This window comes from Sorangium sp. So ce836, assembly GCF_028553905.1.
Lineage (GTDB): Bacteria > Myxococcota_A > Polyangia > Polyangiales > Polyangiaceae > Sorangium > Sorangium cellulosum_D.
The window spans coordinates 10625980-10647162 of the sequence record NZ_CP102233.1 but is presented as its reverse complement, the minus strand read 5'-3'; the positions used below and the strand labels follow the sequence as shown (position 1 = coordinate 10647162).

Genomic DNA, 21183 nt, shown 5'->3' with positions numbered 1-21183 from the left:
CGAATGTGATCATCAAGTTTCTGCTCGTATGCGAGGGAACCTCGGACCGTGGTCTCGTGCCTCACCTGGAGGCGCTTTGCGTGCGTGCGGGTGCCGACGAGGCCGCTGGCGACGCGCCGGACCTTGGACGCCTCCCCCAGCCACCTGGGAAGCGCATTGAGGAACAGGCACGAACAGCTCTGAAGCTCGCCGGGAACGTCAACCTCCTGTTTGCCCACCAAGACGCGGATGCGCGTGAACCTGAAGAGGTACGCCAGCGTATTCATGAACGCCTGGCTGGCCTCGACGGATGCCCGCCACACGTCTGCGTGATCCCCGTTCAAGAGATCGAGGCTTGGCTCCTTCTTGATGAGGCTGCGATCCGCATGGTAGCCGGCAACCCTCGTGGCCAGGAAGAGCTCAACCTACCACCTCGACGGAGCATCGAATCGACGTCGAAGCCCAAGGAACGTCTCGAGGCCGCTCTCGCGGCGGCTTCGGGTAAAAAGGGAAAGCGAGTCCAGAGATTCAAAGGCAGCTTCTCGGAACGCCGAGCCATGCTGCTTCAACGTCTCGATATTGAAGGTCCCATCAATGAGCTTCCAGCGTGGCAGAGACTCGTGACCGACATCGAGGCTGTGGTCGCCGATCTGCTACGAGAAGCACCAAAAACGAAAGGGTATCGTTGAAGTCATCCGTCGGCTGCGGCGCCCTCGGCGTGACGGACCCCCGCAAAGAACGGCCCAACGCGTCCCCGAACGAAGTGGGAGAGGGAGCGCCATCCGGCGACGCCGCGACCGGGCACCGGAGCCGTCCCTACTCCCCCACGAGCCGCAGCCCCACCGGCAGCCCCTCTCCGAAGAACGCCGCGCGCTCGGCCTCCTCGATGGCCACCACCTCGCGCACGGCCCTCACCCACGCCTCGGGCGCGCCCGCCTTCACGAGCCGCCGCTCCACCTCGCCGCGGATCCGGTCCGACACGTCGCGCGCCCGGTCGCCGGTCCGGCGCGCGAGCTGCACCGCGGCCGGCGCGGCCGACGGCAGCTCCTGCCACTTCTCGCGCAGCAGGTGATCGAGCCACCGCTCGGCCGCCGCCGGCGACACCACGTGGTGCACGCTCGCGTAGGCCGGCACCCGCGCCCCGATGCGGCCGATCGCCGCCCAGAGCCGCGCGTCGCGATCGGTCCACGTGCGCTCCAGGATCCAGGCGCCGAGCTCGCTCCGCCGGCCGGCCGGCACGCGCTCGAGCGACGCGCAGAGCTCGAGCAGATCGTCGAGCGCCTCCGGCTTCACCCCCTTCGGCTTCTTCAGCCGCTGCTCGGCCGGGGCCAGGAACGGATCCGCGAGATCCCGGATCGCGACCTGCACCGGCTCGTCGAGGCCGCCCGCGATGCGGCGCCACGCGATCCAGAACTGCTGCCACGAGCGCGCCTCCTGCGGGAACGCGAGCCGCTCGGCGAAGAGCGGCGCGATCGCGGCCACGCGCGCCGGATCGCCCGCGTCGCCGAAGCCGGGGCGCAGGCAGTAGCCGGCGAGCGACCAGAACAGGCGCTCGTGATCGGCCGAGCGCCGCCGCGAGCGCGCGCTCGGGGCGAGCGTGTCGAACAGCGCCCGCGCCGTCTCCGTCGTCCAGGTGGCGCGCTCCCCGAGCACGCGCTCGAGCTCGCGCACGAGGTTCTTCACCTCCCGCGGCGCGACGTCGGGCCGCCCCTTGCCGAACACCCGCTCGATCGCCTCCCGCGCCTCGTCGAGGCGCCTCCCGCCCGGCGCCGCCCCCGCGGGAGCCCTCGCCTGCGCCCGCTCCGGCAGGCCGCCCTGCGCCCGCTCCGGCAGGCCGCCCTGCGCCCCCTCCGGCGGGCCGCCCGGCGCGCCCCCCTCCGCCGCCGCGGCGCGCGCGCCGCGGCCGTCCTCGCGCAGCTGGAACGCCAGCCGGAAGCGGCGCGGCGCCGGGACCCCCACCTCGACGCAGGCGAGGTCCAGGGTGCCGATCGCGGTGAGCTCCCCCTCGATCTGGACGCGCACCTCCGCCTGCTTGCCAGCTGCGGCGCGCGCCGCGTCCCCGGCGTCGAACGCCACGGCGACCGGCGGCAGGGCCTCGAACCGGTCGTCCTCGATCGGGACGAGGTCGCCGGCGCGATCGGCGCGCGCGTCGTCCGACGCGAACAGGTCGAACCGGACCGGGCGGCCCACGACGAGCGCGAACGTCCGCCCGGCCGCCGCGTGCACGCTGCCCTCCTTCGCGCCGCGCGGCACCACGCACACCGCGGGCCGCGGCCCCCCGCCGGCGGGCGGCTCCAGGCCGACGTAGTAGCCGCGCGCCGCGCCGCCCTCGATGCGCACGCCGCGGCCGGCGAGCGCGAGGCCGTAGGCGACCGCGCCCCGCGCCACCGCGAGATCGGGGTCGGCGTGCGGGAGCACGTCGAGCCGCGGCCCCCCCACGGCCCCCCCACGGCCCCCCCACGGCCCCCCCACGGCCCCCCCACGGCCCCCCCCAGCGCTCGATGACCTGCGCGAGGCGCTCCGCGACGCGGCGCGCGCGGAAGACGCCGCCGTTCAGGAGCAGCGCGGTCGGCCCTCGCGCCTCGGGGGCGTGGCGCGCGAAGAACCAGGCCACGTGCCGGGTGATCGCCACGTCGCGCTCGTAGGGCAGGCCGAACGCGACGAGCCCGCTCCGGCCGCGCTGCGGCCGGGCGTCGCGCGGCGCCTCCGGGAAGAAGCCGTCGAGCACGATCGCCTCGACCTCCTCGCGGCGGAGGCGCGTCGTCAGCGCCCCGCCCACGAGCCGCGCGCCGTGCGAGAGCACGGTGACCGGCGCCTCGTCCGGCGGGGCGGGCGCGGTGCCGCCGGCCGGAACGTCGCCACCGGCCGATGCGCCTCCGCCGGCCGGAGCGCCTCCGCCGGCCGCGGCGTCGCCGCCGAGCAGGCGCTCCTTGGCGGCGCGGCAGGCGAGCACGAGCTGCCCGAACCGCGCCGGGTCGAGCTTCTCGCCCGTGCCGCCGACGAGGCGCGGCTCGCAGAGGTGGGCGAGCGCGAGGTCCATGTTGTCGCCGCCGAGCAGGAGGTGGTGGCCGACGGCGACGCGCGAGACCTCGACCGGGCGACCCTCCGCGGCGCCGGCGCCGCGGGCGACCCGGATGAGCGACAGATCGGTGGTGCCGCCGCCGACGTCGCAGACGAGGACCGTCGCGTCGCCGCCCGAGCGGGCGAGCAGCGCGTCGAGGCCCTCCGCGCCGGCGAGCCGCATGAAGTCGTAGAACGCGGCCTGCGGCTCCTCGAGGAGCCGCGCCGAGAGGCCGGCGCGGCGGGCCGCCTCGACGGTGAGCTCGCGCGCGACCTGATCGAACGAGGCCGGCACCGTGAGCACGACCTCCTGCGCCGCGAGCGGGCGATCCGGGAAGGCGTCGTCCCAGGTGCGGCGCACGTGGGCGAGGATGCGGGCGCTCGCGTCGAGCGGCGAGGCGCGCGGAAGGGAGGCCGCGTCCTCGGCCGCGCCCCATGGCAGGACGGGCGCCGTCCGGTCGACGGCGGGGTGGCAGAGCCAGCTCTTCGCCGAGGCGATGAGCCGGCCGGGGACCTCGCCGCCGCGCCGGCGGGCGTGCTCGCCGATGGCGAAGGGCGCGTCGCCGAACGGGTCGGCCGGCGCCTCGCCGGGGAGGGGCGCGTAGAGCAGGGAGGGCAGCAGCGGGCGCGCCTCGACCTCGGTCGCGGTCACGAGCTGCGGGATGGGGAAGACGCGGATCGCGCCGGGCCCGGCGTCGCGCTCGGCCCAGGCCACGACGGTGTGGGTGGTGCCGAGGTCGATTCCGACGATCAGGCTCGGGGTCTTCGCGGGGGCGGACATGCGTGCGCGCAGCAACGATACTGGATCGCCGCGGCGCCTTCCGCAGCTCCGGCGCGCGTCCCCGCAGGCGCGCCCCGGGCGGGGCCGCCCCGCCGGCGGGCGGCGCCGGCGCTTGTTCCGGGCGACGCCGGCGCTTGTTCCGGCCGTCGCCGGCGCTTCTTCCGGGCGATGCCCCGTGCTAGAGGCGCGAAATGCGAGCGAACCGAGCGATCTGGCTGGTGGTCATGGGTGTCCTTGCGGCGGGGTGCGGGTCGGCGAACGCCGAGATGTCGCTGGCGGCGAGCGCGACGCCGCCCCCACCTCCGCCTCCGCCGGCGCCGGTCCAGCCGGCGGCGCCTGCCGAGGCGGTCATCGAGGGGGATCGCATCAAGATCGCCCGGCCCATCTTCTACGACCTCGACAAGGACGAGATCCGGCCCGAGTCGTTCTCGGTCCTCGACGCGGTGGCGAACATCCTGAGGACGCACCCGGAGATCACCGCGCTGACGGTCGAGGGGCATACGGACAACCAGGGGACGGTGGAGCACAACATCAAGCTGTCCGAGCGCCGCGCGAACGCCGTGGTCCGCTACCTGGTCCAGCGCGGCGTCGCGACGCCGATGACGGCGCCGGGGTACGGCGCCGCCGCGCCGGTCTGCTTCACGAACGACGAGGGTTGCCGCGCCATGAACCGGCGCGTGGAGTTCCGTATCAAGACGAAGTGACCTCCGGTCCACACCGTCGCTCATGCCTCCTGGCCGAGGCCCCCGTGCGCCTCGACAACAGGCCAGGTTAACCCGGGTCCTCCCTCGAAATCGACTGCTTTCCGCCGCCTCGCGCCGGGATTGCGAGGCTCGCCACGTTCGCCACGTCTGCCACGTTCGGCGCGCGGGTAGCCTGGTCGCGCCGGCCATGTTGGTTGCGTCGGTTGCGTCGGCCGCCTTGGCTCCTCGGCCGAGCGGCGCGATGCGATGTCCTGTCGCCCCGTGAGGCGCACGGCGCGCGAGGGCGCCTGTCTCTCTGTGCGCCTGTGGGACAAGCGACCCCCAAAATCACTCGTGCTGCAAGTTTTTATTGAACGATGTGTCGCGATCGTGGTTAATACATCACGGGAATACGCGCGCTGAGTGCGACGCGCCGGTCCGAACAAATCATTGCATTGCGTGGTGGGTCATGGCGAGCGTTCGTCGTCGTCCTGTGGGGATCGCTTGTCTCGTCCTTTCGTGTCTCGCGTGGCTCTCGCCGCGCGCTGCGGCTGCGCACCGCGTCGACCATCTCGATTGGGCGGAGCGCCTCGTCGACAACATCGATCCTGAGGACAACGAGTACAACTCGACTCCTAGCTTCATCACCTGGGCAGGCGTCGCCGGCGCGCGGCGCTACGCGAACCGGACCCAGTGCGCCACCTTCCTGACGCAGCTGCTGAAACGGAGCTACGGCTGGACCGAGTCGTCGTTCGACGGCTGGCTGGGCAGCCGGAGCCCGAGCGCGGCCACCTATTACGACGCCATCGTCGAAGAGAACGGCTTCGACAGGATCCGCGACCTCCGGGACGCGCGCGCCGGCGACGTCCTGGCCATCCGTTATCCCGAGAGCGAATCGGCGACGGGGCACGTCGCGATCCTCCGCCGGGCGCCGAGGGTGAGGCTCCCGGCGAGCCCGCTCGTCGCGGGCACGTTCCAGTACGAGGTGAGCGTGGTCGACTCGACGAACTTCCAACACGGCTCGTCCGACTCCAGGTACTCCTCGGGCGGCCGCTGGGCCTCCGGCGCAGGCTACGGCGTGATGCGCCTCTACACGAACGTGGCTGGCACCGTCGTCGGGCACACCTGGAGCACGGCCGCCGTCACGGCCTACTATCCGGCGGCGGTGCGCCAGGTGGCCATTGGCAGGCTGGTGCTCCCCGACGGGGGCCCGGCCGGACGATGACTGATTGTCCGGGCCAGCAGGCGCCAGGCGCCCGCCTCCAGATCCCCTCGAGAAGCGCTATGTAAAATTCTCTCCACGCTGTAATTCAGGGTTGTCTGCCGCACACGCGCGGTGCGCTGGAGTGCGCCGGAGCGCCGCGTTCCCGCCGGAAAACCGCCCCCGGACGCTCCCGCAGGCCCCGTTGACAACCGGAGCCGCTGGGGTCTAGAGTGGCGGCCCTCTGAGCTTGCTCGGAGGCCCCAAGCCCAACAATCATCGGCTTAACCAACCCGGGGGCAGCTCTGCCGCCGGGTTTTTTTCTGTCGCTGATGGGGAAGAAGCCCTCCGCTTTCGACCCAGCTTTCGACTCCACCGAATCCACGGAGACCGCGCGTCCATGAGCAATCAGTACGGCCACTTCGACGACGAGAGCCGCGAGTACGTCATCACCCGGCCCGACACGCCGCTGCCCTGGCTCAACTACCTGGGCTCGGACGAGATGTTCGGCCTCTGCACCAACACCGCGGGCGGCTACACGTTCTGGAAGGACGCCAAGCTGCGCCGGCTCACCCGGTATCGTTACAACAACGTACCCATGGATATCGGCGGGCGCTACCTCTACGTGAACGACGGCGGGGTGGTGTGGAACCCCATGTGGAAGCCGCTCAAGACGGCCCTCGATCGCTACGAGTGCCGCCACGGCCTGGGGTACACGAAGATCACGGGCGAGAAGAACGGCGTCGAGGTGGAGGTCCTCTTCTTCATCGTCCCCGGCGAGAACGTCGAGATCTGGCGCACCCGGGTCACCAACAAGAGCGGCTCGAAGAAGGACATCCAGCTCTTCTCCTTCCAGGAGTTCTGCTTCTTCGAGGCGCTCAACGACATGACGAACTACCAGCGCACCTACTCCATCGGCGAGGTGGAGATCGAGGGGAGCGCCATTTACCACAAGACCGAGTACCGCGAGCGCCGCTCGCATTACTCGCTCTTCGCCTGCACGCGGGCCATCGACGGGTTCGACACGAGCCGCGACGCGTTCTGCGGCAGCGTCCACAACGGCCTGCACGAGGCCCAGGTCCCGCTCCGGGGCAAGGCCACGAACTCGAAGGCGTTCGGCTGGAACCCGATCGGCAGCCACCAGGTGAGCCTCTCGCTCGCCCCCGGCGCGAGCGAGACCCTGAGCTTCGTGCTCTCGTACGTGGACCAGGGGGACCTGCCCAAGTTCAAGGGGCCCTTCGTCATCAACAAGCAGAAGGGCAAGGAGATCCTGGCCAAGTACTCGGCGCCCGGCGTCGTGGACGGGGCGTTCGCTCAGCTGAAGGAGGACTGGGCGGGGCTGCTCTCGAACTTCCAGGCCGACTGCCCGGACGAGCACGCGCGGCGCATGCTCAACACCTGGAACCAGTACCAGTGCATGGCGACCTTCAACCTCTCGCGGTCGGCCAGCATGTACGAGACGGGCATCGGCCGGGGCATGGGCTTCCGCGACTCGAACCAGGATCTCCTGGGCTTCGTGCACCTCATCCCCGAGCGCGCCCGCCAGCGCATCCTCGACATCGCCGCCACGCAGCTGAGCGACGGCACCTGCTACCACCAGTACCAGCCGCTGACGAAGAAGGGGAACGCCGACATCGGCGGCGACTTCTACGACGATCACCTGTGGCTCATCCTCTCCACGTGCGCGTACATCAAGGAGACCGGCGACAGGGGCATCCTCAAGGCGGCGGTGGGCTACGCCGACAAGCCGGGCTCCAAGGAGGACCTCCTGCACCACCTGGAGACGTCCATCGCGTACACGATGAAGAAGCGCGGCCCGCACGGCCTGCCGCTGATCGGCCACGCGGACTGGAACGACTGCCTCAACCTGAACTGCTTCAGCACCGAGCCCAACGAGAGCTTCCAGACCGCGGGCGACGTGAAGGACTCGAAGGCCGAGTCGGTGATGATCGCCGGCCTCTTCCTCTACGCCAGCCGCGAGATGGCCGCCCTGTACGACTGGATGGGCCAGAAGTCCGACGCGGAGCGCATGCGCGGGCACTACGCGGAGATGCTGGCCGTGGTCGAGAAGGAGGCCTGGGACGGCGAGTGGTACCGCCGCGCCTACGACGCGGAGAGCCGGCCGGTCGGGAGCAAGGAGAACGAGGAGGGCACGATCTTCATCGAGAGCCAGGGCTGGTGCGTGCTGGGCGGCGCCGGCGCGGACAACGGCCGCGCCAGGCAGGCGATGGAGAGCGTGCACAAGCACCTCTACACGAAGAACGGCATCGTGCTGCAGCAGCCCGCGTACTCGACCTACCACCTCGAGCTCGGGGAGGTCACCTCGTACCCGCCGGGCGTGAAGGAGAACGCCGGCATCTTCTGCCACAACAACACCTGGATCCACCTGGGCTGGTGTCTCCTGGGCGAGGGGGAGCGCGCGCTGGAGTACTATCTCTCCATCTGTCCTTCGGCCAAGGAGAGCCAGATCGAGACCTACCGGGCCGAGCCCTACGTCTATGCGCAGATGATCGCGGGCAAGGACGCCCCGGTCTTCGGTGAAGCGAAGAACGCCTGGCTCACCGGCACCGCGGCCTGGACCTTCGTGTCCGTCAGCCAGGGGATCCTCGGCGTGCAGCCCCAGTACGACGGGCTGAAGCTGGATCCCTGCGTGCCCAAGGCCTGGAAGAGCTTCTCCATCTCCCGCCGCTTCCGCGGCGCCACCTACGAGATCAGCGTCAAGAACTCGGGGGTGTGCAAGGGCGTGAAGAAGCTGACCGTCGACGGCAAGACGGTCGCGGGCAACGTCATCCCGCTGGCCCAGGCCGGGGCGACGGTGCGCGTCGAGGTCGAGATGGGCTGACGTTCACCGTCGGCGTACAACCGGAGACGAGCTTGGGGGGGGGTCAATCGCCCTGAGGTGAAGCGACCCACCTCCCGTTCAACATGACCCGATTCACGCGGCGCATCGCCCGGATGTCCGCGAGCGGGTCGCCCTCGATCAGGACGAGGTCGGCGAGCTTGCCCGGCTCGACGCTGCCGAGCCGATCGTCGATGCGGAGATATCTGGCGCCCTCCAGCGTGGCGGCGACGAGGACCTCCATGGGCGATAGGCCGCTCTCGACGAGCAGCTCCATCTCGCGCTGATAAGCCCACCCGCGCGCGGCGCCCGGCACCGCGCCGTGGGAGCCGACGGCCACCCGCACGCCGGCGCGGCGCGCGGCGGCGGTGAGCCTCATCATGTTCTCGAAGCCGCGCACCTCGGCCTCGGTCACGCCCTCGCAGCCAGCGCGGCGCTCGAAGATGGCGAGCGTGGGGGTGACGAAGGTGCCGCGCGCCGCGAGCAGCCGGAGCAGCTGGGCGGTCCGGGGCGCCTCGAGCGAGATGCCGCGGAAGATGTCGTAACGGCCGGGGAAGCGCGCCTCGTTGTCGGCGATCACCGATTGCCGGTAACGCTCCGCCTCGCGCGGCGGCACGAGCGCCGTCCCCAGCGAGGTGATGTGCTCGATGCCGTCCAGCCCCGCGCGGGCCGCCGCCGCCGCGTCCACCGTCTCCAGGTGCGCGACGGCGACCACGCCGCGGGCGTGCGCGGCCTGCGCGATGGCCTCGACGAGCCCGAGCGGCAACCGGAAATAGACCTTGATCCCCGACGCGCCGCGCTCGACCAGCTGCTCGACCGCCCAGCGCGCCTCCGCCGCGTCGCGCACCAGCATCGCGCTCTGCGGGTAGGCGGGGTACGGCGCGTCGAGCATCGGGCCCGTCAAGAAGAGCCGCGGCGCCGGGCCGCGCCGGCGCGCGGCGTCGTACGCCTCGATCCAGTTCCCCGGCTCGCGCAGCGAGGTGACGCCGCGCTGGAGGACGAGGCCGGGCAGCCCGTCGTCGCCGCCGAGGTGGAAATGCACGTCGATGAGGCCAGGCAGGACCCAGAGCTCCGCGCCGCGGACGAGCTCCGCGCCGGCCGGGACGTCCGTGGCGGCGCGCGCGCCCGCGGCCACGATGCGGTCGCCGCGGATCACGACGACGGCGTCCCGCACGGGCGGCCCCCCGCGACCGTCCACGAGCGTGGCCCCGACGATCGCGACGGAATGCGCGGCGTCCGGCCGCGCGGGGGGGTTGAGCTCCCGCGCGGGCGGGAGCTTCGGCGGCCCTTCCGGCGAGGGCCACTGCACGGGCGCGCTAGCGCAGGCGCACAGGCCCGCGAGCGTCGCCAACAGACACACGCGCAACCGAAAGCTCATCGTGCCCTCCCCCGTGTCCCCCGATCGCGACGGGCCGCGCGCGTCGCCGGAGCCCCGCGACGCGCGTGGAGCCGTATCGCTCTCGCCCAGCGCGCGCGCCCGCGGGCGAGGCCGGATGCTGCGACGTGTGCGATTGCGCACGCCGCACCCTGATCATAGCATCTCCGGCCCGCAGGGCCGCGATCACGAGCGCTTTCCAACTTCCACCTTCAACTCGAAGGCGCGCTCCCGTCGATGTCCGCCTCCATCTCCAGATTCGCTCGTTGCATCGAGTCGCGGCCACGCCGCGGGCGCCGCCGGCGCGTGCGCCTGTCCGGGCTCCGGCGCGCCGCGTTTCGTGGAGCACAGGGAGGCTCCGAACTCGCGACTTGCTGGATTCGGCGTGGCGCCCGAACCCTTTGCAGGTGCGCAGCGCGCGTGAGCGCAGGCGCCGGAGTCGCGGTAATGGACGCTCGAAGGCTGGCGACTTCGGTGTTGCGATGGCGCGGCGCCGACGTCAGGCGATTCCCGAGCCGTGCAGGCGCCGCCGGGCTCGTCCGAGGAGCTCATGCCATGGTGTTTGGGTCGCGCCGGAGCGGCCGAAGCGCGGGCAGTCGATTCGGCGGGCCGCATCGAGATAGTTGAGCGTCTCAGCCGGGGTGGAGTAGTGTGCCACCGCTGGCGCGCGGGATAGGCCGCGACCGGCGGGTCCCGTTGGGACCGGCTGACGAAGCGACTCTTGAAGACAGGCGCTCATTCAAGCGCGCTGGAGGACATCATGCGTAATATCAATCTTATCAGCGTTGGCTCGATGGCTCTCATCCTTGGCGCGGCCGCGTTCTCCGCGGGGTGTGGGGACGACTCCGAAGGGGGCGGCGGGACCACCGCGAGCAGCACGAGCGCCACGTCCGGCACGACCGGCACGGGCGGCGCGGGCGGCGAGGGCGGCAGCAACGAGGGCGGCAGCAACGAGGGCGGCAGCAACGAGGGCGGGGCCGGCACCGAGTGCGTGACCTGCTCGGCGCCCCTGCTCACCGGGGCCAACCCGGACGACCTGTGCGAGGCCTCGGTGGAGAAGTACGACGCCATCACGACGTGTATCTGCACGGAGTGCGGCGCGGCCGAGGGGGATCCCTGCTACGACTCCTGTACCGACGAGACCGGCGAGGTGCAGCCGAGCGAGGAGTGCACGACCTGCGGCAGCGCGGCGGCCCTCACCCCGGACGGCGCCTGCAAGGCCGAGGGCGACGCGTGCGTCGCCGACACGGGCGAGTGAGCCTCGCGCCTTGAGGTCCGCGGAGCCGGTCCGAGCCCCGGCTCGGCTCCGCGCCGGCCGTCACGCCTCGGCGCGCACCGACAGCTCGATCCGCCAGCGCTCGTTCGGCTTCTGCGCCTCGCGCGGGATCGCCTCGAGGAGCAGCGTCCCCACCTCCGTGACCGAGGCGCGCAGCTGCACCGGCACCATGTCGCCCTCGCGGCGGCCCTCGGCGGGCAGGGTGACCTCGATCGGGGAGAGCTCCTCGAGCTCGCCGGGCTTCCAGTGCTCGAGCTCGGTCCCCGCCTGGTCGTCCCGGCGCACCGACGAGCTGAAGAAGCGGAAGCGCACCGGCTCGCCGACCACCACGCCGAACTCCTGCGGCGGCAGCGTCGCCTCGGTGCCCTCCTCCATGCCGAACGGCGCCAGGCAGAGCGCCGTGATCGGCGGCTCCAGGCCGGGCACCGCGGGCACCGCCCCCTCGATGCCCACGTAGTAGGCCCGCGCCGTCCCGCCGCGGATCCTGAGCCCCCGGCCGCGCCGCGCGAGCCCGTAGGCGGCGGCGCCGCGCGCGACCGCGAGATCCAGGTCCTCGGTCGGGAGCACCCGCGGCGGGGGCGCGCCGTCCCCCTCGAGCCAGGCGCCGAGCGTCGCGAGCAGCCGCTCGCGCAGCGCCGCGCTCTTCATGACGCCCCCGTTGAACAGCACCGCCGTCGGGTGCAGGAGCAGCGGCGCGCGGCCGGCCTCGGCGGCCTCCGCGCCCTTCGGGACGAAGCCCTCGAGCTTGGCCGTCGCGCCGGCCTGCCGCCCCAGGAACGCGGCGAGGTGGCGGGTGATCGCCGGGTCCTGCGCGTACGGCAGGCCGAGCTGCGTCAGGCCGGCGCGCGCGCGCGTCGCCGGGCGGGCGGAGGACGGGACCTCCGGGAAGAACCCGTCCACGAGCGTCCGCGTGATCTCGTCGCGCGTGAGCGCCGTCCGGATCGACGCCCCGAGCAGCTTCGAGCCGCGGCCGGCGATCACGATCGGCGCCTCGATCATCGTCGGATCGCCGAGCAGCCGCTCCTTCGCGACGCGCGCCGCGTGGGTGAGCGACGTCATCTGCCAGCGGTCGAGCTCCTTGCCCTCGTCCGCCAGCTTGGCCTTCACGACGTGCGCGAGCGCGAGGTCCATGTTGTCGCCGCCGAGCAGGATGTGGTCGCCGACCGCCACGCGGACGAGCTCGAGCGAGCCGTCGCGCGGGACCGCGGCGATCGCGGAGAAGTCGGTGGTGCCGCCGCCGACGTCGACCACGAGCAGCACGTCGCCCGGCTGGAGGTGCTTGCGCCACGCCTCGCCGGCCGCGTCGATCCAGGCGTACACGGCCGCCTGCGGCTCCTCGAGCAGCGTGAGGTCCTCGAACCCCGCGGCGCTCGCGGCCTCGACGGTGAGGTCGCGCGCGGCGGCGTCGAACGACGCGGGCACGGTGATCACGAGCTCCTGCTTCGCCAGGGCGAGCTCGGGGTCGTCCTTCGCGAACAGGTGGTCCCACGCCTCGGTGAGGTGCTCGAGGTACCGCCACGACGCCTCGACCGGCGAGATCTTCTCGATGTCCTCGGGCGCGCCGATCGGCAGCGTCGGCCCGCGCCGGTCGATGCCCGGGTGGCACAGCCAGCTCTTCGCGCTGGAGATGAGGCGCGCCGGCGCGTCGGCCCCGCGGGCGCGGGCGTGCTCGCCGACCGCGAAGCGCCGCTCGGCGTCCCACGGCAGCGGCTGGACGCCCTCGCTCTCGTGGGGGATGTACATGAAGGAGGGCAGGAGCGGCCGCGCCTCGAGCGTGCCCTGCGCGACGAGCTGCGGGACGGCCAGCACCTCGGGCGACGGCGTGAGCCGCGGGTCGGCGCCGTCCTCGGGGAGGCGCGCGTAGGCGAGCGCGCAGTGGGTGGTGCCCAGATCGATGCCGATGATGTAACGCGCGCTCACAGCTCGACCTCCGCGGGGGCGATGACGCTGGCGTCGTGGCCGGCGACCGGCGTGGGCAGCGAGAGCTCGTCGGCGCGCCAGCCCCGGTGGCGCAGCACCCCTCGGTACGGCGCGCTCCCGGACACGTTGCCGATGAGCTTGACCTCGGACGGGTTGTAGCCGGCCTCCAGCGTCACCTTCGCCCCCTCCTCCTCGCGCCGCACGGGCGCGAGCTTCGCGTGGCTGCGCAGCGCCTTGCGGCAGCCCTCATGGACCATCCTCGCCGCCACGCCGACGTCCGCGTCGCCGAAGGAGGCGATGTCCTGCTCGAGGAAGTCGACCAGCCGGCCTTCGCGCTGCAGCAGCGAGAGCAGCTGGAGCGCCGAGCTCGCGCCGGGCGCGGCAGCGGGCGCAGGGGCCGCCGCGGGCGCAGGCGCCCTCTCCGCGGCTTCGGCGGCGGGCGGCGCTCCGTCGGCTCGAGCTCGCTCCAGCTCGTGCGGCTCGGCGCGCTCGGCCGGCGGCAGGGCGGCGGCCGAGCGCGCCTGCCAGGCCCGCGCGGCGAACTGTGGATCGAACAGCACGCGGAAGAAGCATGCGAAGGCGAACCAGAGCCGCGTGGACCAGGGGAGCGGGGGATCGTGGAGATCGGCCACGGCGAGAGCCTAACGCCGAGCGTCGCGTTGGGTACAGAGACCGGCGCGCCGGGCAGGGGGGCGGAGGGCCGGGATCGCCGTCCGGCCCGGCGCTGCCCCGGTCAGAAGGACCGCCGTCCGGCCCGGCGCCGCCCCGGTCAGAAGGACGCCCGGAGGACGGGAACGCGGAGCTCGTGCCCCTGGGCCACGCCGAACTTGAACATCTCGTCCTGCGAGTACAGCGGCCTGAGCGAGAGCGCCGGCATGCCGAGCGCGACCCGGCGCGGCGTGACGTCGACGAGGCCGAGCCGGGGCTCTTCCCAGCGGGTGCCCCGGAGGAGCGGCGCCGCGTCCGTCGAGATCTGGACGTTGACGCCCGGCTGGGGAGGCTCGGCGGCCGGCTCGTTGCGGATCGGCTCGCTCTGGTCGCCCGCCGGGGGCTTGTACGCGGTGGCGTTGAGCGTGACGACGAGGGTCGGGATGACGAGCGCCATGCCGCCGGCGAGCATGTAGAGCGGCACCTCCGCGGGCGGCTCCGAGGCCTCGATGAAGTAGCCGGCGACGCCGCCCCCCACCGCGCCGAGCCCGCCGAAGACGAGGTACGGCCAGGCGCGCTCGACCCCGATGGCCCCCATGGTCAGCATCACGACCTCGCCGCCGAGCAGCGCGCCGCCGACGATCCCCTTGCCGTCGACGCTCACCCGGTCGCTCGTCTCCTGGGCGCTCGCGCGCTCGGGAGCGCCGGCGAGCACCGCCGCCGCCACCGACGCTCCTGCCAGACACTGCGCTGCCTTTCGATTCATCCGGTTGATCGGCATCGTGTTTTCCCCGTCTCGATGGTCGCGGGGCCCGCGAGGGCTCCCGCGCTGGAGCGCCGCCGGCCGCGCGTCGCGCTCGCGTCCGGTCCGGCCGGCTGGCCGGCGGCCCCGCTGGGCCGTCGCGTCGTTCTCGATTTGTGAACCGCTGGCGGAGCGAGTGCGCGCGCGCCCTGTCTCCGCCAACGAAGCCGGTTGGGCGAGCCTAGCACGGGTCTCGAGGCACCGAACCGCTGCATTGCCCGTGTGGAGGATGGGTGGTATGGGTCCACCCGTGTCGGGCGGTGGCCCGGCACCTGTCGCCGCGCGCGGCAGCCTTCGAGGGAAGATCGCTATGGGCCGCATCGGACCGCTGGAAATCGCCCTTCTCATCGGGCTCGCCCTGCTCCTCTTCGGTGCCGGGAGGATCGCTGACATCGGCAAGGGGATCGGCGAGGGCATCCGGAACTTCAAGAAGGGCATCCGCGACGACGAGGAGGAGGACGCCGCCAAGCAGCTCCCCGCGAAGCCCGACGTGAAGGAAGAGGACACCCACAAGCCCGTGTAGCGCCCGCGCCGGATCGCGGCGCTCGAGGCCTGCACGGTACGAGGTCGGTCGACGCTCGCTGGCGCGCGTCTATACTCGATCGCCGTATGCCCCACCGACTCCTGGAGCGCATCGTCAAGGCGCTCGTTGTCTCCGCCGCGTTCCCGCTGGCAGCGTACTTCGTTCTTCAGTTCGGCCCCGGGGGGCTCTGGCGTGGGTTCGAGCCGGCGCTCGCGGTCACCGGGCAGGTGGCCAAGGCGCCGTACGACCTCACCCGCCTCGAGGCCGTGAACGAGACGCTCAAGATGATCCGGGACAAGTACGTCGAGCCGGATCGCGTCAAGCCGAAGGAGATGCTGCTGTCGGCGCTGAACGCCGTGCAGCGCGACGTCGCGCAGGTGATCGTCCTCAACGAGGATCCCAACGAGGTCACCGTCCGCGTCGAGACCAGCGAGAAGAAGTTCCGGATCGACAACATCCAGGGCCCCTGGGACGTCTCCGCGCGCCTCCGCGAGGTCTTCGCCTTCCTGCAGAAGAACCTCCGCGGCACGGAGGTCGAGCTGCGCGACGTCGAGTACGCCGCGTGCAACGGCATGCTGCACACGCTCGACCCGCACTCGACGTTCCTGAGCCCCGAGGCGTACAAGGAGATGAACCTCTCCACGTCGGGCGCGTTCGGCGGGCTCGGCGTCGTGATCTCGATCCGCGACCAGATGCTCACCGTCCTGAACCCGATGCCCGACACGCCCGCGGGCCGGGCGGGCCTCAAGCGGCTCGATCGGATCGTGAAGATCAACAACGAGTCGACGCTCAACATGCCGCTCGACGACGCCGTGCGGCGGCTCCGCGGCGATCCCGGCACCGCGGTCACCGTGTGGGTGACCCGCGACGGCGAGGGCGGGTGGCAGGGCCCGAAGGCGTTCGAGCTGACCCGCGAGGTGATCAAGGTCCGGTCCGTCGAGTCGCGCGCGCTGGACGGCGGCATCGCCTACGTCCGGCTCAAGACGTTCCAGGCGACGTCGACCGCGGAGCTCGACGCGGCGCTCGACGGGCTGCGCGCCAAGGGCCAGCTGAAGGGGCTCGTGCTCGACCTGCGCGGCAACCCGGGCGGCCTGCTCGATCAGGCCGCGCGCATCGCCGACAAGTTCCTCGCCGACGGCGTCATCGTCTCGACGGTCGGCGCCTCCGAGGGGCGCGAGGAGAAGCGCGCCAAGGGCCCCGGCACCGAGCCGCCGTACCCGATCGTGGTGCTCGTGAGCGGCAACAGCGCGAGCGCGAGCGAGATCGTGGCGGGCGCGCTGAAGAACAACGATCGCGCCGTCATCGTGGGCTCGCAGACGTTCGGCAAGGGCAGCGTGCAGCTCGTCTTCCCCGACGTCACGGCGGAGAAGGCGGCCCTCAAGCTGACGATCGCGCAGTACCTGACGCCGGGCGACATCTCGATCCAGGGCGTCGGCGTCACGCCGGACATCGAGCTCGATCCGATGACGGTCGACGAGCTCGAGATGGATCTCACCGTGCAGAAGGACGGGATCCGGGAGCGCGACCTCTCGGCGCACCTCTCGAACGCGCGGGCGGCGGCGGCGGGCAAGCCGGTCGAGGTGGTCCGCTACCAGCTCACGAGCGCCGAGCGCGAGGCGATGCGCGATCGCGGGGGCGACATCGACGAGGACTTCGCCCTCGACTTCCCCATCCGCTTCGCGCGGGAGCTCGCCGTGCGCATGCCGCCGAGCACCCCGCGGCTCCAGCAGCTCCGCGCCGTGCACGACCACATCGAGCAGGTCGGCAAGGAGGAGCTCGGCAAGGTCGCGGCCGAGCTGGCGAAGCTCGGCGTCGACTGGTCCGACGCGCCCGAGAGCGCGAACGCGGCGGCGGCCAAGTCCGAGCTCGACGTGAAGGTCGAGACCGATCGCCCGAACGCCGAGGTGGTCGCTGGCCAGCCGATGGAGCTCCGGGTCACGGTCAAGAACAACGGCAAGCAGCCGGTCTACCGCCTCCGCGGGACGACGGAGAGCGACAACCTGTACTTCGACAGCAAGGAGCTCATCTTCGGCAAGATCGGCCCCGGCCAGACGAAGACGGCGAAGGCGCCGCTCGGCTGGTGCGAGGTCGAGGGGCGGAAGGTCGGCTCGACGAAGCCGCGGAAGGCGAACGAGAAGCGCATCTGCAAGATCCCGATGGACGCCCTCTCGCGGAGCGACGGGCTCAAGGTGAAGTTCGAGGTCGCCGGCGCGCCGGAGCCGCCCGCCGTCGAGATCCGGCCCACGGTGCGCGCGCTCGACCGGCCGCTCTTCCAGTACGCCTACCAGATCGTCGACGACCGCGAGGGCAACGGCGACGGGCTCATCCAGAAGGGCGAGCGGGTCAGCATGTACCTGACCGTCAAGAACGTCGGCAAGGGGCCGTCGTACGAGACGCAGGCGAACATCGCGAACCTCTCCGGCGAAGGGCTCATGCTGCACGCGGGGCGCTTCGACGTCTCGAACATCAAGCCGGGCGACGTGCGCAAGGTGGTCTTCAGCTTCGACGTCGAGCCGCAGCTGTCCGAGCCCGAGGCGACCCTCTCGCTCTCGGTGGGCGATCGCGATCTCCGCGAGTTCGCCAGCGAGAAGGTGAAGATCCCGATCTCGCCGCGCGTGCAGCTCACGGGCGGCGGCTCCACCGTGAAGGCCGGCGCGCAGGGGGCGACGCTGCTCCCGTCGCCGGAGGCGAGCGCGCGCGGCTTCGGTCGGCTCCCGGCGGGCGCCGTGATCAAGGTGCTCGGCGAGGCGCCCGGCGGGTTCCTCAAGGTCGATCTCGGCGCGGGCCGCTTCGCGTTCGTCGCGGCGCGGGAGGTGGGTCCCGGCGGCGGGCCGGCGCCCGCGGCGGTCGCGTTCGAGGACGTCTACTCGCACGCGCCGCCGACGCTCGACATCGCCGCGGCGGCGCTGGCGACGACCACCGACACCGTGAAGATCACCGGGACGGCCGCGGACAGCGAGCGGCTCCTCGACACCTTCATCTTCGTCGGGTCGCGGAAGCTCTACTACAAGTCGAACCGCGACGGCGCCGACCCGAAGAAGGCCGACTTCTCGTTCGAGGCGCCGCTCCGGCCGGGGGTGAACGTCATCACCGTGGTCGCGCGCGAGACGCCCGACACCACCACGCGGCGCACGCTCGTGGTGCGCAAGGACGGGCCCGACGGCTCGATCTTGAAGACCCCGAAGTCCGACAACCCGGTGGACGACTGGATTGCGGACCGCGGGGGCGAGGACTAAGGCGCCTGGCATGGATGACGGTCATCGACGGCGGTGCGCCGCCGGGCTGCCCTGCCCGGCGAGGATCTGGTAGCCTCATCCCGTGGGACTCCTCGCCTGGCTGGGCCTGAAGCAGGGGGGCTCGTTCCCGAACCTCGACGCCCTCCTGAAGGAGCTCCGCGCGGCGCTCCCGGACGACGAGGCGGTGGTCCTCCGCTACATCGCGACCGTCATCGTCCTGCTCGGCAAGGTCGCCTGCGTCGACGGCCGGTTCTCCGACAAGGAAGACGAGCTGCTCCGCGAACTGCTCACGCACGTCGACGGCCTCGCGCCGAGCGGGGTCGACGCGGTGTTCAACGCCCTCCAGGGCAAGCTGCCCGCGCTCCAGGAGGGCGAGGTCGACCGCTGCTACCGCGAGCTCAAGGCGCTCTGCAACGCGAGCGAGCGGGTGGAGGTCGTGCGCCTCCTGATCCGGCTCGCGGCGGCGGACGGCGCGCCCACGCCGGCCGAGCGGGCCGAGATCGAGAGCATCGCCGAGGAGCTCGGCGTCTCGCTCACCGACATCGAGCCGGACCTCTCCGTGCAGGCCGGCGCCCCGACCCCGCCGGACGATCGCGGCGAGCCCGGCGGCGGCATCTCAGCGTGATCGGCGGCGCCGCCCGCCTGAACGGCGGCGCCGTCCGGCGGAGCGGTCAGTCGCGCGCGTCTCGCTGCTCGGCGCTCGCGTCAGGGCTCGACGCGCGGCTCGCGCGGCGCTGCTTCAGCGCCGTCAGCGTCACGAAGAGGACGAACAGGACGGCCCCGAGCACCGCCACGAGGGTGCCGAAGTTGAAGAGGTAGTGCGCGCCCTGCGCGCCGCCCACCCCCATCAGAAAGATGCCGAGCAGCGCGATGCCCGCACCGATGACGGGATCGGGGCCGACGTCGTTCTCCGAAGTCGCACGCGAGAGCCCGCTCCCCTGGACCCCGCCAGCCTCGTTGCTCATCGGATGGCTCACAGGAGGGAGCTTAGCAAACTGGTCAACCGCCCGAAACCCGCCTGCGCTGGACCCGGGCTATGCTGCGCGGGTGAGCACGCCCACGCACCCCCTGAACGACCGTCCCTCCCGTCCCGCGTCGCCTGACTTCGCTGGGCGCCGCGTCATCACCTTCGAGAGCCGCCGCGCCCCCGAGATGGCCTCGTTGATCCAGCGGTACGGCGGTGTACCCGTCACGGCGCCGACGCTCCGCGAGGTGCCCATCGAGCGGAACGAGCGCGCGCTCGACTTCGCGCGGCGCCTCGCGGGCGCCGAGCTCGACCTCGTGATCCTGATGACCGGCGTCGGGGCCCGCGCGCTCGTGGCCGAGGCGGCGCCCGCGCTCGAGCCGGGCCACGGCGGCGACGGCGCGCCCGGCGACGCAGGCGCCCAGGGCGTATCCCTCCTGGCCGCGGCGCTCTCGTCGGTGCAGCTCGTCGTGCGCGGCCCCAAGCCGGCGGCGGCGCTGCGCGAGATCGGCGTGACCCGCTTCGTCACCGTCCCGGAGCCGAACACCTGGCGAGAGATCATCGAGGTCGTCCGCGGGCTCGGCGACCTGAGCGGAAAGCGCATCGCCGTGCAGGAGCACGGCGCGCCGAGCCACGAGCTCTACGCCGGGCTCGAGGCGGCCGGCGCCCACGTCACCCCGGTGCCGGTGTACCGCTGGGCGCTCCCGGAGGACACCTCGGCGCTCCGGCAGGCGCTCCGCCTCCTGGCCGACGGCGGCGCGGCGATCACGCTCTTCACGAGCCGCGCGCAGGTCGAGCACGCGCTCCTCGTGGCGGCCGAGGAGGGGCTCGTCGACCGGCTGCGCGCCGGGCTCGCGCGGGGCATGGTGGCGTCGATCGGGCCGGTCTGCACGGAGGCGCTGCGCGCCGAGGGCATCGAGCCCGACGTCGAGCCTGAGCACCCGAAGATGGGCCACCTGGTCCGCGCGGCGGCCGTGCGCTCGGGCGAGGTCCTCGCCCGCAAGGAGAGCCAGGGCGACGCGCCCCCGCCGGCTCAGTCTTCGTAGTCGTCGCCCTCGCCGTCGTCCTCGGACCGCGCCACCGTCGCCGGCCGCGGCGCGAGGCCGGGCGCCGCGCCGGCGGCCGCCACGGGCGCGCTCGGGCGCGCGTCCGCGTGGCCCCGGTCGATCAGCTCGGCGCGGTAGAGCACGCGCCCGTCCTCGGCGGTGATCTCGCCGCCCACGTCGCCCCAGGCGAAGTCGTCGCTCTGGAGCGTGCGCATCGTCGCCTTCGTCCTGCCGATGCGCACGCGGAAGCTCGTCTTCTGGCACGCGATGGCGCCGCCGCCGACCTCGACGTTCACCGCCTCGGTGCCGAGCACCTCCTCGTTCTCGTCGGCGGCGAGCGCGGTCTTGGCCATCATCGCGTCGTACGCCGCGAGGGTCGCGGGCCGCTCGGCGCCGCCGTCGATCCACGCCGCGCCGAGGATCTCGCCGCGCCGGCTCGGCGCGTCGCTCATCCGGACGCGCAGCGCCTCGGTCTCCTTGCCGTCTTCGAGGGTCACGTCGACCACGAGGACGTCCCCCTCGCGCGCGACCACCCGCTGCGTGAGGAGCAGCGGCGCCTTCCTGAAGCTGCCCGAGAACCGGTAGGCCACGTAGTCGCCGGGCGCGCGCGCGGGCGGCGCCTCCTCCGCGGCCGGGGCGCTCGCGTCGGCCTCGCCCTTCGCGCGCTCCGGGGCCTCGCGCTCTGCCTGGGCCGCTGCCTTGGCGGCATCCTGGGGGCGGCCAGCTCGAGCGTTCGTTCCGATCCCGGCGCCGCAGCCGGCGGCCAGGAGCGAGGTGAGGGCGGCGAAGAGCAGCGGTCGGTTCATGCACCTCCGGTACATGACGGCGCCGGCCAGGGCCCAATTTCTGG

At 72.6% G+C, this 21183-nt stretch carries 17 protein-coding genes and 1 pseudogene; 10 read left to right on the top strand and 8 right to left on the bottom strand.

Annotated elements, in window-relative coordinates:
- The first annotated feature begins 5 nt into the window (after window positions 1-5).
- Window positions 6-668: a DUF4276 family protein gene (locus NQZ70_RS38855; protein ID WP_165374385.1), complete on the top strand. Its 663-nt coding sequence runs from the start codon at window positions 6-8 to the stop codon at window positions 666-668.
- Between the two features lie 127 nt (window positions 669-795).
- On the opposite strand, the gene NQZ70_RS38850 is transcribed toward NQZ70_RS38855, so the two are convergent.
- Together NQZ70_RS38850 and NQZ70_RS38845 are read right to left on the bottom strand one after the other, a co-directional pair.
- The gene (locus tag NQZ70_RS38850; protein ID WP_272826438.1) at window positions 796-2418 is read right to left on the bottom strand and encodes a hypothetical protein; all 1623 of its coding nucleotides are present in this window, start codon (window positions 2416-2418) and stop codon (window positions 796-798) included.
- Between the two features lie 637 nt (window positions 2419-3055).
- Window positions 3056-3400: pseudogene (locus tag NQZ70_RS38845) on the bottom strand (Hsp70 family protein); the annotation flags it as partial.
- Here NQZ70_RS38845 and NQZ70_RS38840 point away from each other — a divergent pair.
- From NQZ70_RS38840 to NQZ70_RS38825, 4 genes are all read left to right on the top strand, one after another.
- A complete protein-coding gene (locus tag NQZ70_RS38840; RefSeq protein WP_272826435.1) occupies window positions 3336-3644 on the top strand; it encodes a hypothetical protein in 309 nt (102 codons plus the stop codon). The pseudogene NQZ70_RS38845 and the gene NQZ70_RS38840 overlap by 65 nt on opposite strands.
- A 367-nt stretch (window positions 3645-4011) precedes the next feature.
- A complete protein-coding gene (locus tag NQZ70_RS38835; protein ID WP_020739526.1) occupies window positions 4012-4524 on the top strand; it encodes an OmpA family protein in 513 nt (170 codons plus the stop codon).
- Between the two features lie 472 nt (window positions 4525-4996).
- Window positions 4997-5728 (top strand): hypothetical protein, encoded by a 732-nt coding sequence (locus tag NQZ70_RS38830; RefSeq protein ID WP_237244423.1) that lies wholly within the window; start codon window positions 4997-4999, stop codon window positions 5726-5728.
- 376 nt (window positions 5729-6104) lie between these two features.
- A complete protein-coding gene (locus NQZ70_RS38825; protein WP_129578734.1) occupies window positions 6105-8546 on the top strand; it encodes a GH36-type glycosyl hydrolase domain-containing protein in 2442 nt (813 codons plus the stop codon).
- Window positions 8547-8589: 43 nt separating this feature from the next.
- Here the strand turns inward: NQZ70_RS38825 and NQZ70_RS38820 are convergent, their stop codons facing one another.
- Window positions 8590-9921, bottom strand: a complete 1332-nt coding sequence (locus NQZ70_RS38820) for an amidohydrolase family protein (protein ID WP_237244422.1) — start codon at window positions 9919-9921, stop codon at window positions 8590-8592.
- Window positions 9922-10711: 790 nt separating this feature from the next.
- On the opposite strand from NQZ70_RS38820, the gene NQZ70_RS38815 reads away from it, so the two are divergent.
- Window positions 10712-11176 carry a hypothetical protein gene (locus tag NQZ70_RS38815; protein WP_129578733.1) on the top strand — a complete coding sequence of 155 codons (465 nt, stop codon included), beginning with the start codon at window positions 10712-10714 and terminating at the stop codon, window positions 11174-11176.
- 60 nt (window positions 11177-11236) lie between these two features.
- On the opposite strand, the gene NQZ70_RS38810 is transcribed toward NQZ70_RS38815, so the two are convergent.
- The 3 genes from NQZ70_RS38810 to NQZ70_RS38800 form a co-directional block, all read right to left on the bottom strand.
- Window positions 11237-13114, bottom strand: coding sequence for an Hsp70 family protein (locus NQZ70_RS38810; RefSeq protein ID WP_129578732.1), 1878 nt, complete (start codon window positions 13112-13114; stop codon window positions 11237-11239).
- A complete protein-coding gene (locus NQZ70_RS38805) occupies window positions 13111-13746 on the bottom strand; it encodes a DUF2760 domain-containing protein (protein ID WP_129578731.1) in 636 nt (211 codons plus the stop codon). The genes NQZ70_RS38810 and NQZ70_RS38805 overlap by 4 nt, the downstream gene beginning before the upstream one ends.
- Before the next feature lie 137 nt (window positions 13747-13883).
- Window positions 13884-14528, bottom strand: a complete 645-nt coding sequence (locus tag NQZ70_RS38800) for a hypothetical protein (protein ID WP_237244421.1) — start codon at window positions 14526-14528, stop codon at window positions 13884-13886.
- 346 nt (window positions 14529-14874) lie between these two features.
- Between NQZ70_RS38800 and NQZ70_RS38795 the strand changes: the two genes are divergently transcribed.
- The 3 genes from NQZ70_RS38795 (at window position 14875) to NQZ70_RS38785 (ending at window position 18948) form a co-directional block, all read left to right on the top strand.
- Window positions 14875-15087 carry a twin-arginine translocase TatA/TatE family subunit gene (locus tag NQZ70_RS38795; protein WP_129578729.1) on the top strand — a complete coding sequence of 71 codons (213 nt, stop codon included), beginning with the start codon at window positions 14875-14877 and terminating at the stop codon, window positions 15085-15087.
- Between the two features lie 86 nt (window positions 15088-15173).
- Window positions 15174-18323, top strand: coding sequence for an MXAN_5808 family serine peptidase (locus NQZ70_RS38790; RefSeq protein ID WP_129578728.1), 3150 nt, complete (start codon window positions 15174-15176; stop codon window positions 18321-18323).
- Window positions 18324-18405: 82 nt separating this feature from the next.
- The gene (locus NQZ70_RS38785; protein WP_129578727.1) at window positions 18406-18948 is read left to right on the top strand and encodes a TerB family tellurite resistance protein; all 543 of its coding nucleotides are present in this window, start codon (window positions 18406-18408) and stop codon (window positions 18946-18948) included.
- Window positions 18949-18994: 46 nt separating this feature from the next.
- Here NQZ70_RS38785 and NQZ70_RS38780 read toward each other — a convergent pair whose 3' ends face one another.
- Window positions 18995-19288 (bottom strand): hypothetical protein, encoded by a 294-nt coding sequence (locus NQZ70_RS38780; protein ID WP_129578726.1) that lies wholly within the window; start codon window positions 19286-19288, stop codon window positions 18995-18997.
- 82 nt (window positions 19289-19370) lie between these two features.
- On the opposite strand from NQZ70_RS38780, the gene NQZ70_RS38775 reads away from it, so the two are divergent.
- On the top strand, window positions 19371-20333 hold the full coding sequence (locus NQZ70_RS38775; protein WP_129578725.1) for a uroporphyrinogen-III synthase: 963 nt from the start codon (window positions 19371-19373) through the stop codon (window positions 20331-20333).
- Here NQZ70_RS38775 and NQZ70_RS38770 read toward each other — a convergent pair.
- Entirely contained in the window at window positions 20321-21139 is an 819-nt protein-coding gene (locus NQZ70_RS38770) for a hypothetical protein (protein WP_237244420.1), read from the bottom strand. The genes NQZ70_RS38775 and NQZ70_RS38770 overlap by 13 nt on opposite strands.
- Window positions 21140-21183: the final 44 nt, after the last annotated feature.

What these genes read in the sequence shown, in the direction of transcription:
- NQZ70_RS38835 (WP_020739526.1), top strand. Translation starts at nt 4,012, where the DNA reads ATGCGAGCGAACCGAGCGATCTGGCTGGTGGTCATGGGTGTCCTTGCG.
- NQZ70_RS38825 (WP_129578734.1), top strand. Translation starts at nt 6,105, where the DNA reads ATGAGCAATCAGTACGGCCACTTCGACGACGAGAGCCGCGAGTACGTC.
- NQZ70_RS38820 (WP_237244422.1), bottom strand. Translation starts at nt 9,921, where the DNA reads ATGAGCTTTCGGTTGCGCGTGTGTCTGTTGGCGACGCTCGCGGGCCTG.
- NQZ70_RS38815 (WP_129578733.1), top strand. Translation starts at nt 10,712, where the DNA reads ATGGCTCTCATCCTTGGCGCGGCCGCGTTCTCCGCGGGGTGTGGGGAC.
- NQZ70_RS38800 (WP_237244421.1), bottom strand. Translation starts at nt 14,528, where the DNA reads ATGAATCGAAAGGCAGCGCAGTGTCTGGCAGGAGCGTCGGTGGCGGCG.
- NQZ70_RS38795 (WP_129578729.1), top strand. Translation starts at nt 14,875, where the DNA reads ATGGGCCGCATCGGACCGCTGGAAATCGCCCTTCTCATCGGGCTCGCC.
- NQZ70_RS38790 (WP_129578728.1), top strand. Translation starts at nt 15,174, where the DNA reads ATGCCCCACCGACTCCTGGAGCGCATCGTCAAGGCGCTCGTTGTCTCC.
- NQZ70_RS38780 (WP_129578726.1), bottom strand. Translation starts at nt 19,288, where the DNA reads ATGAGCAACGAGGCTGGCGGGGTCCAGGGGAGCGGGCTCTCGCGTGCG.
- NQZ70_RS38770 (WP_237244420.1), bottom strand. Translation starts at nt 21,139, where the DNA reads ATGAACCGACCGCTGCTCTTCGCCGCCCTCACCTCGCTCCTGGCCGCC.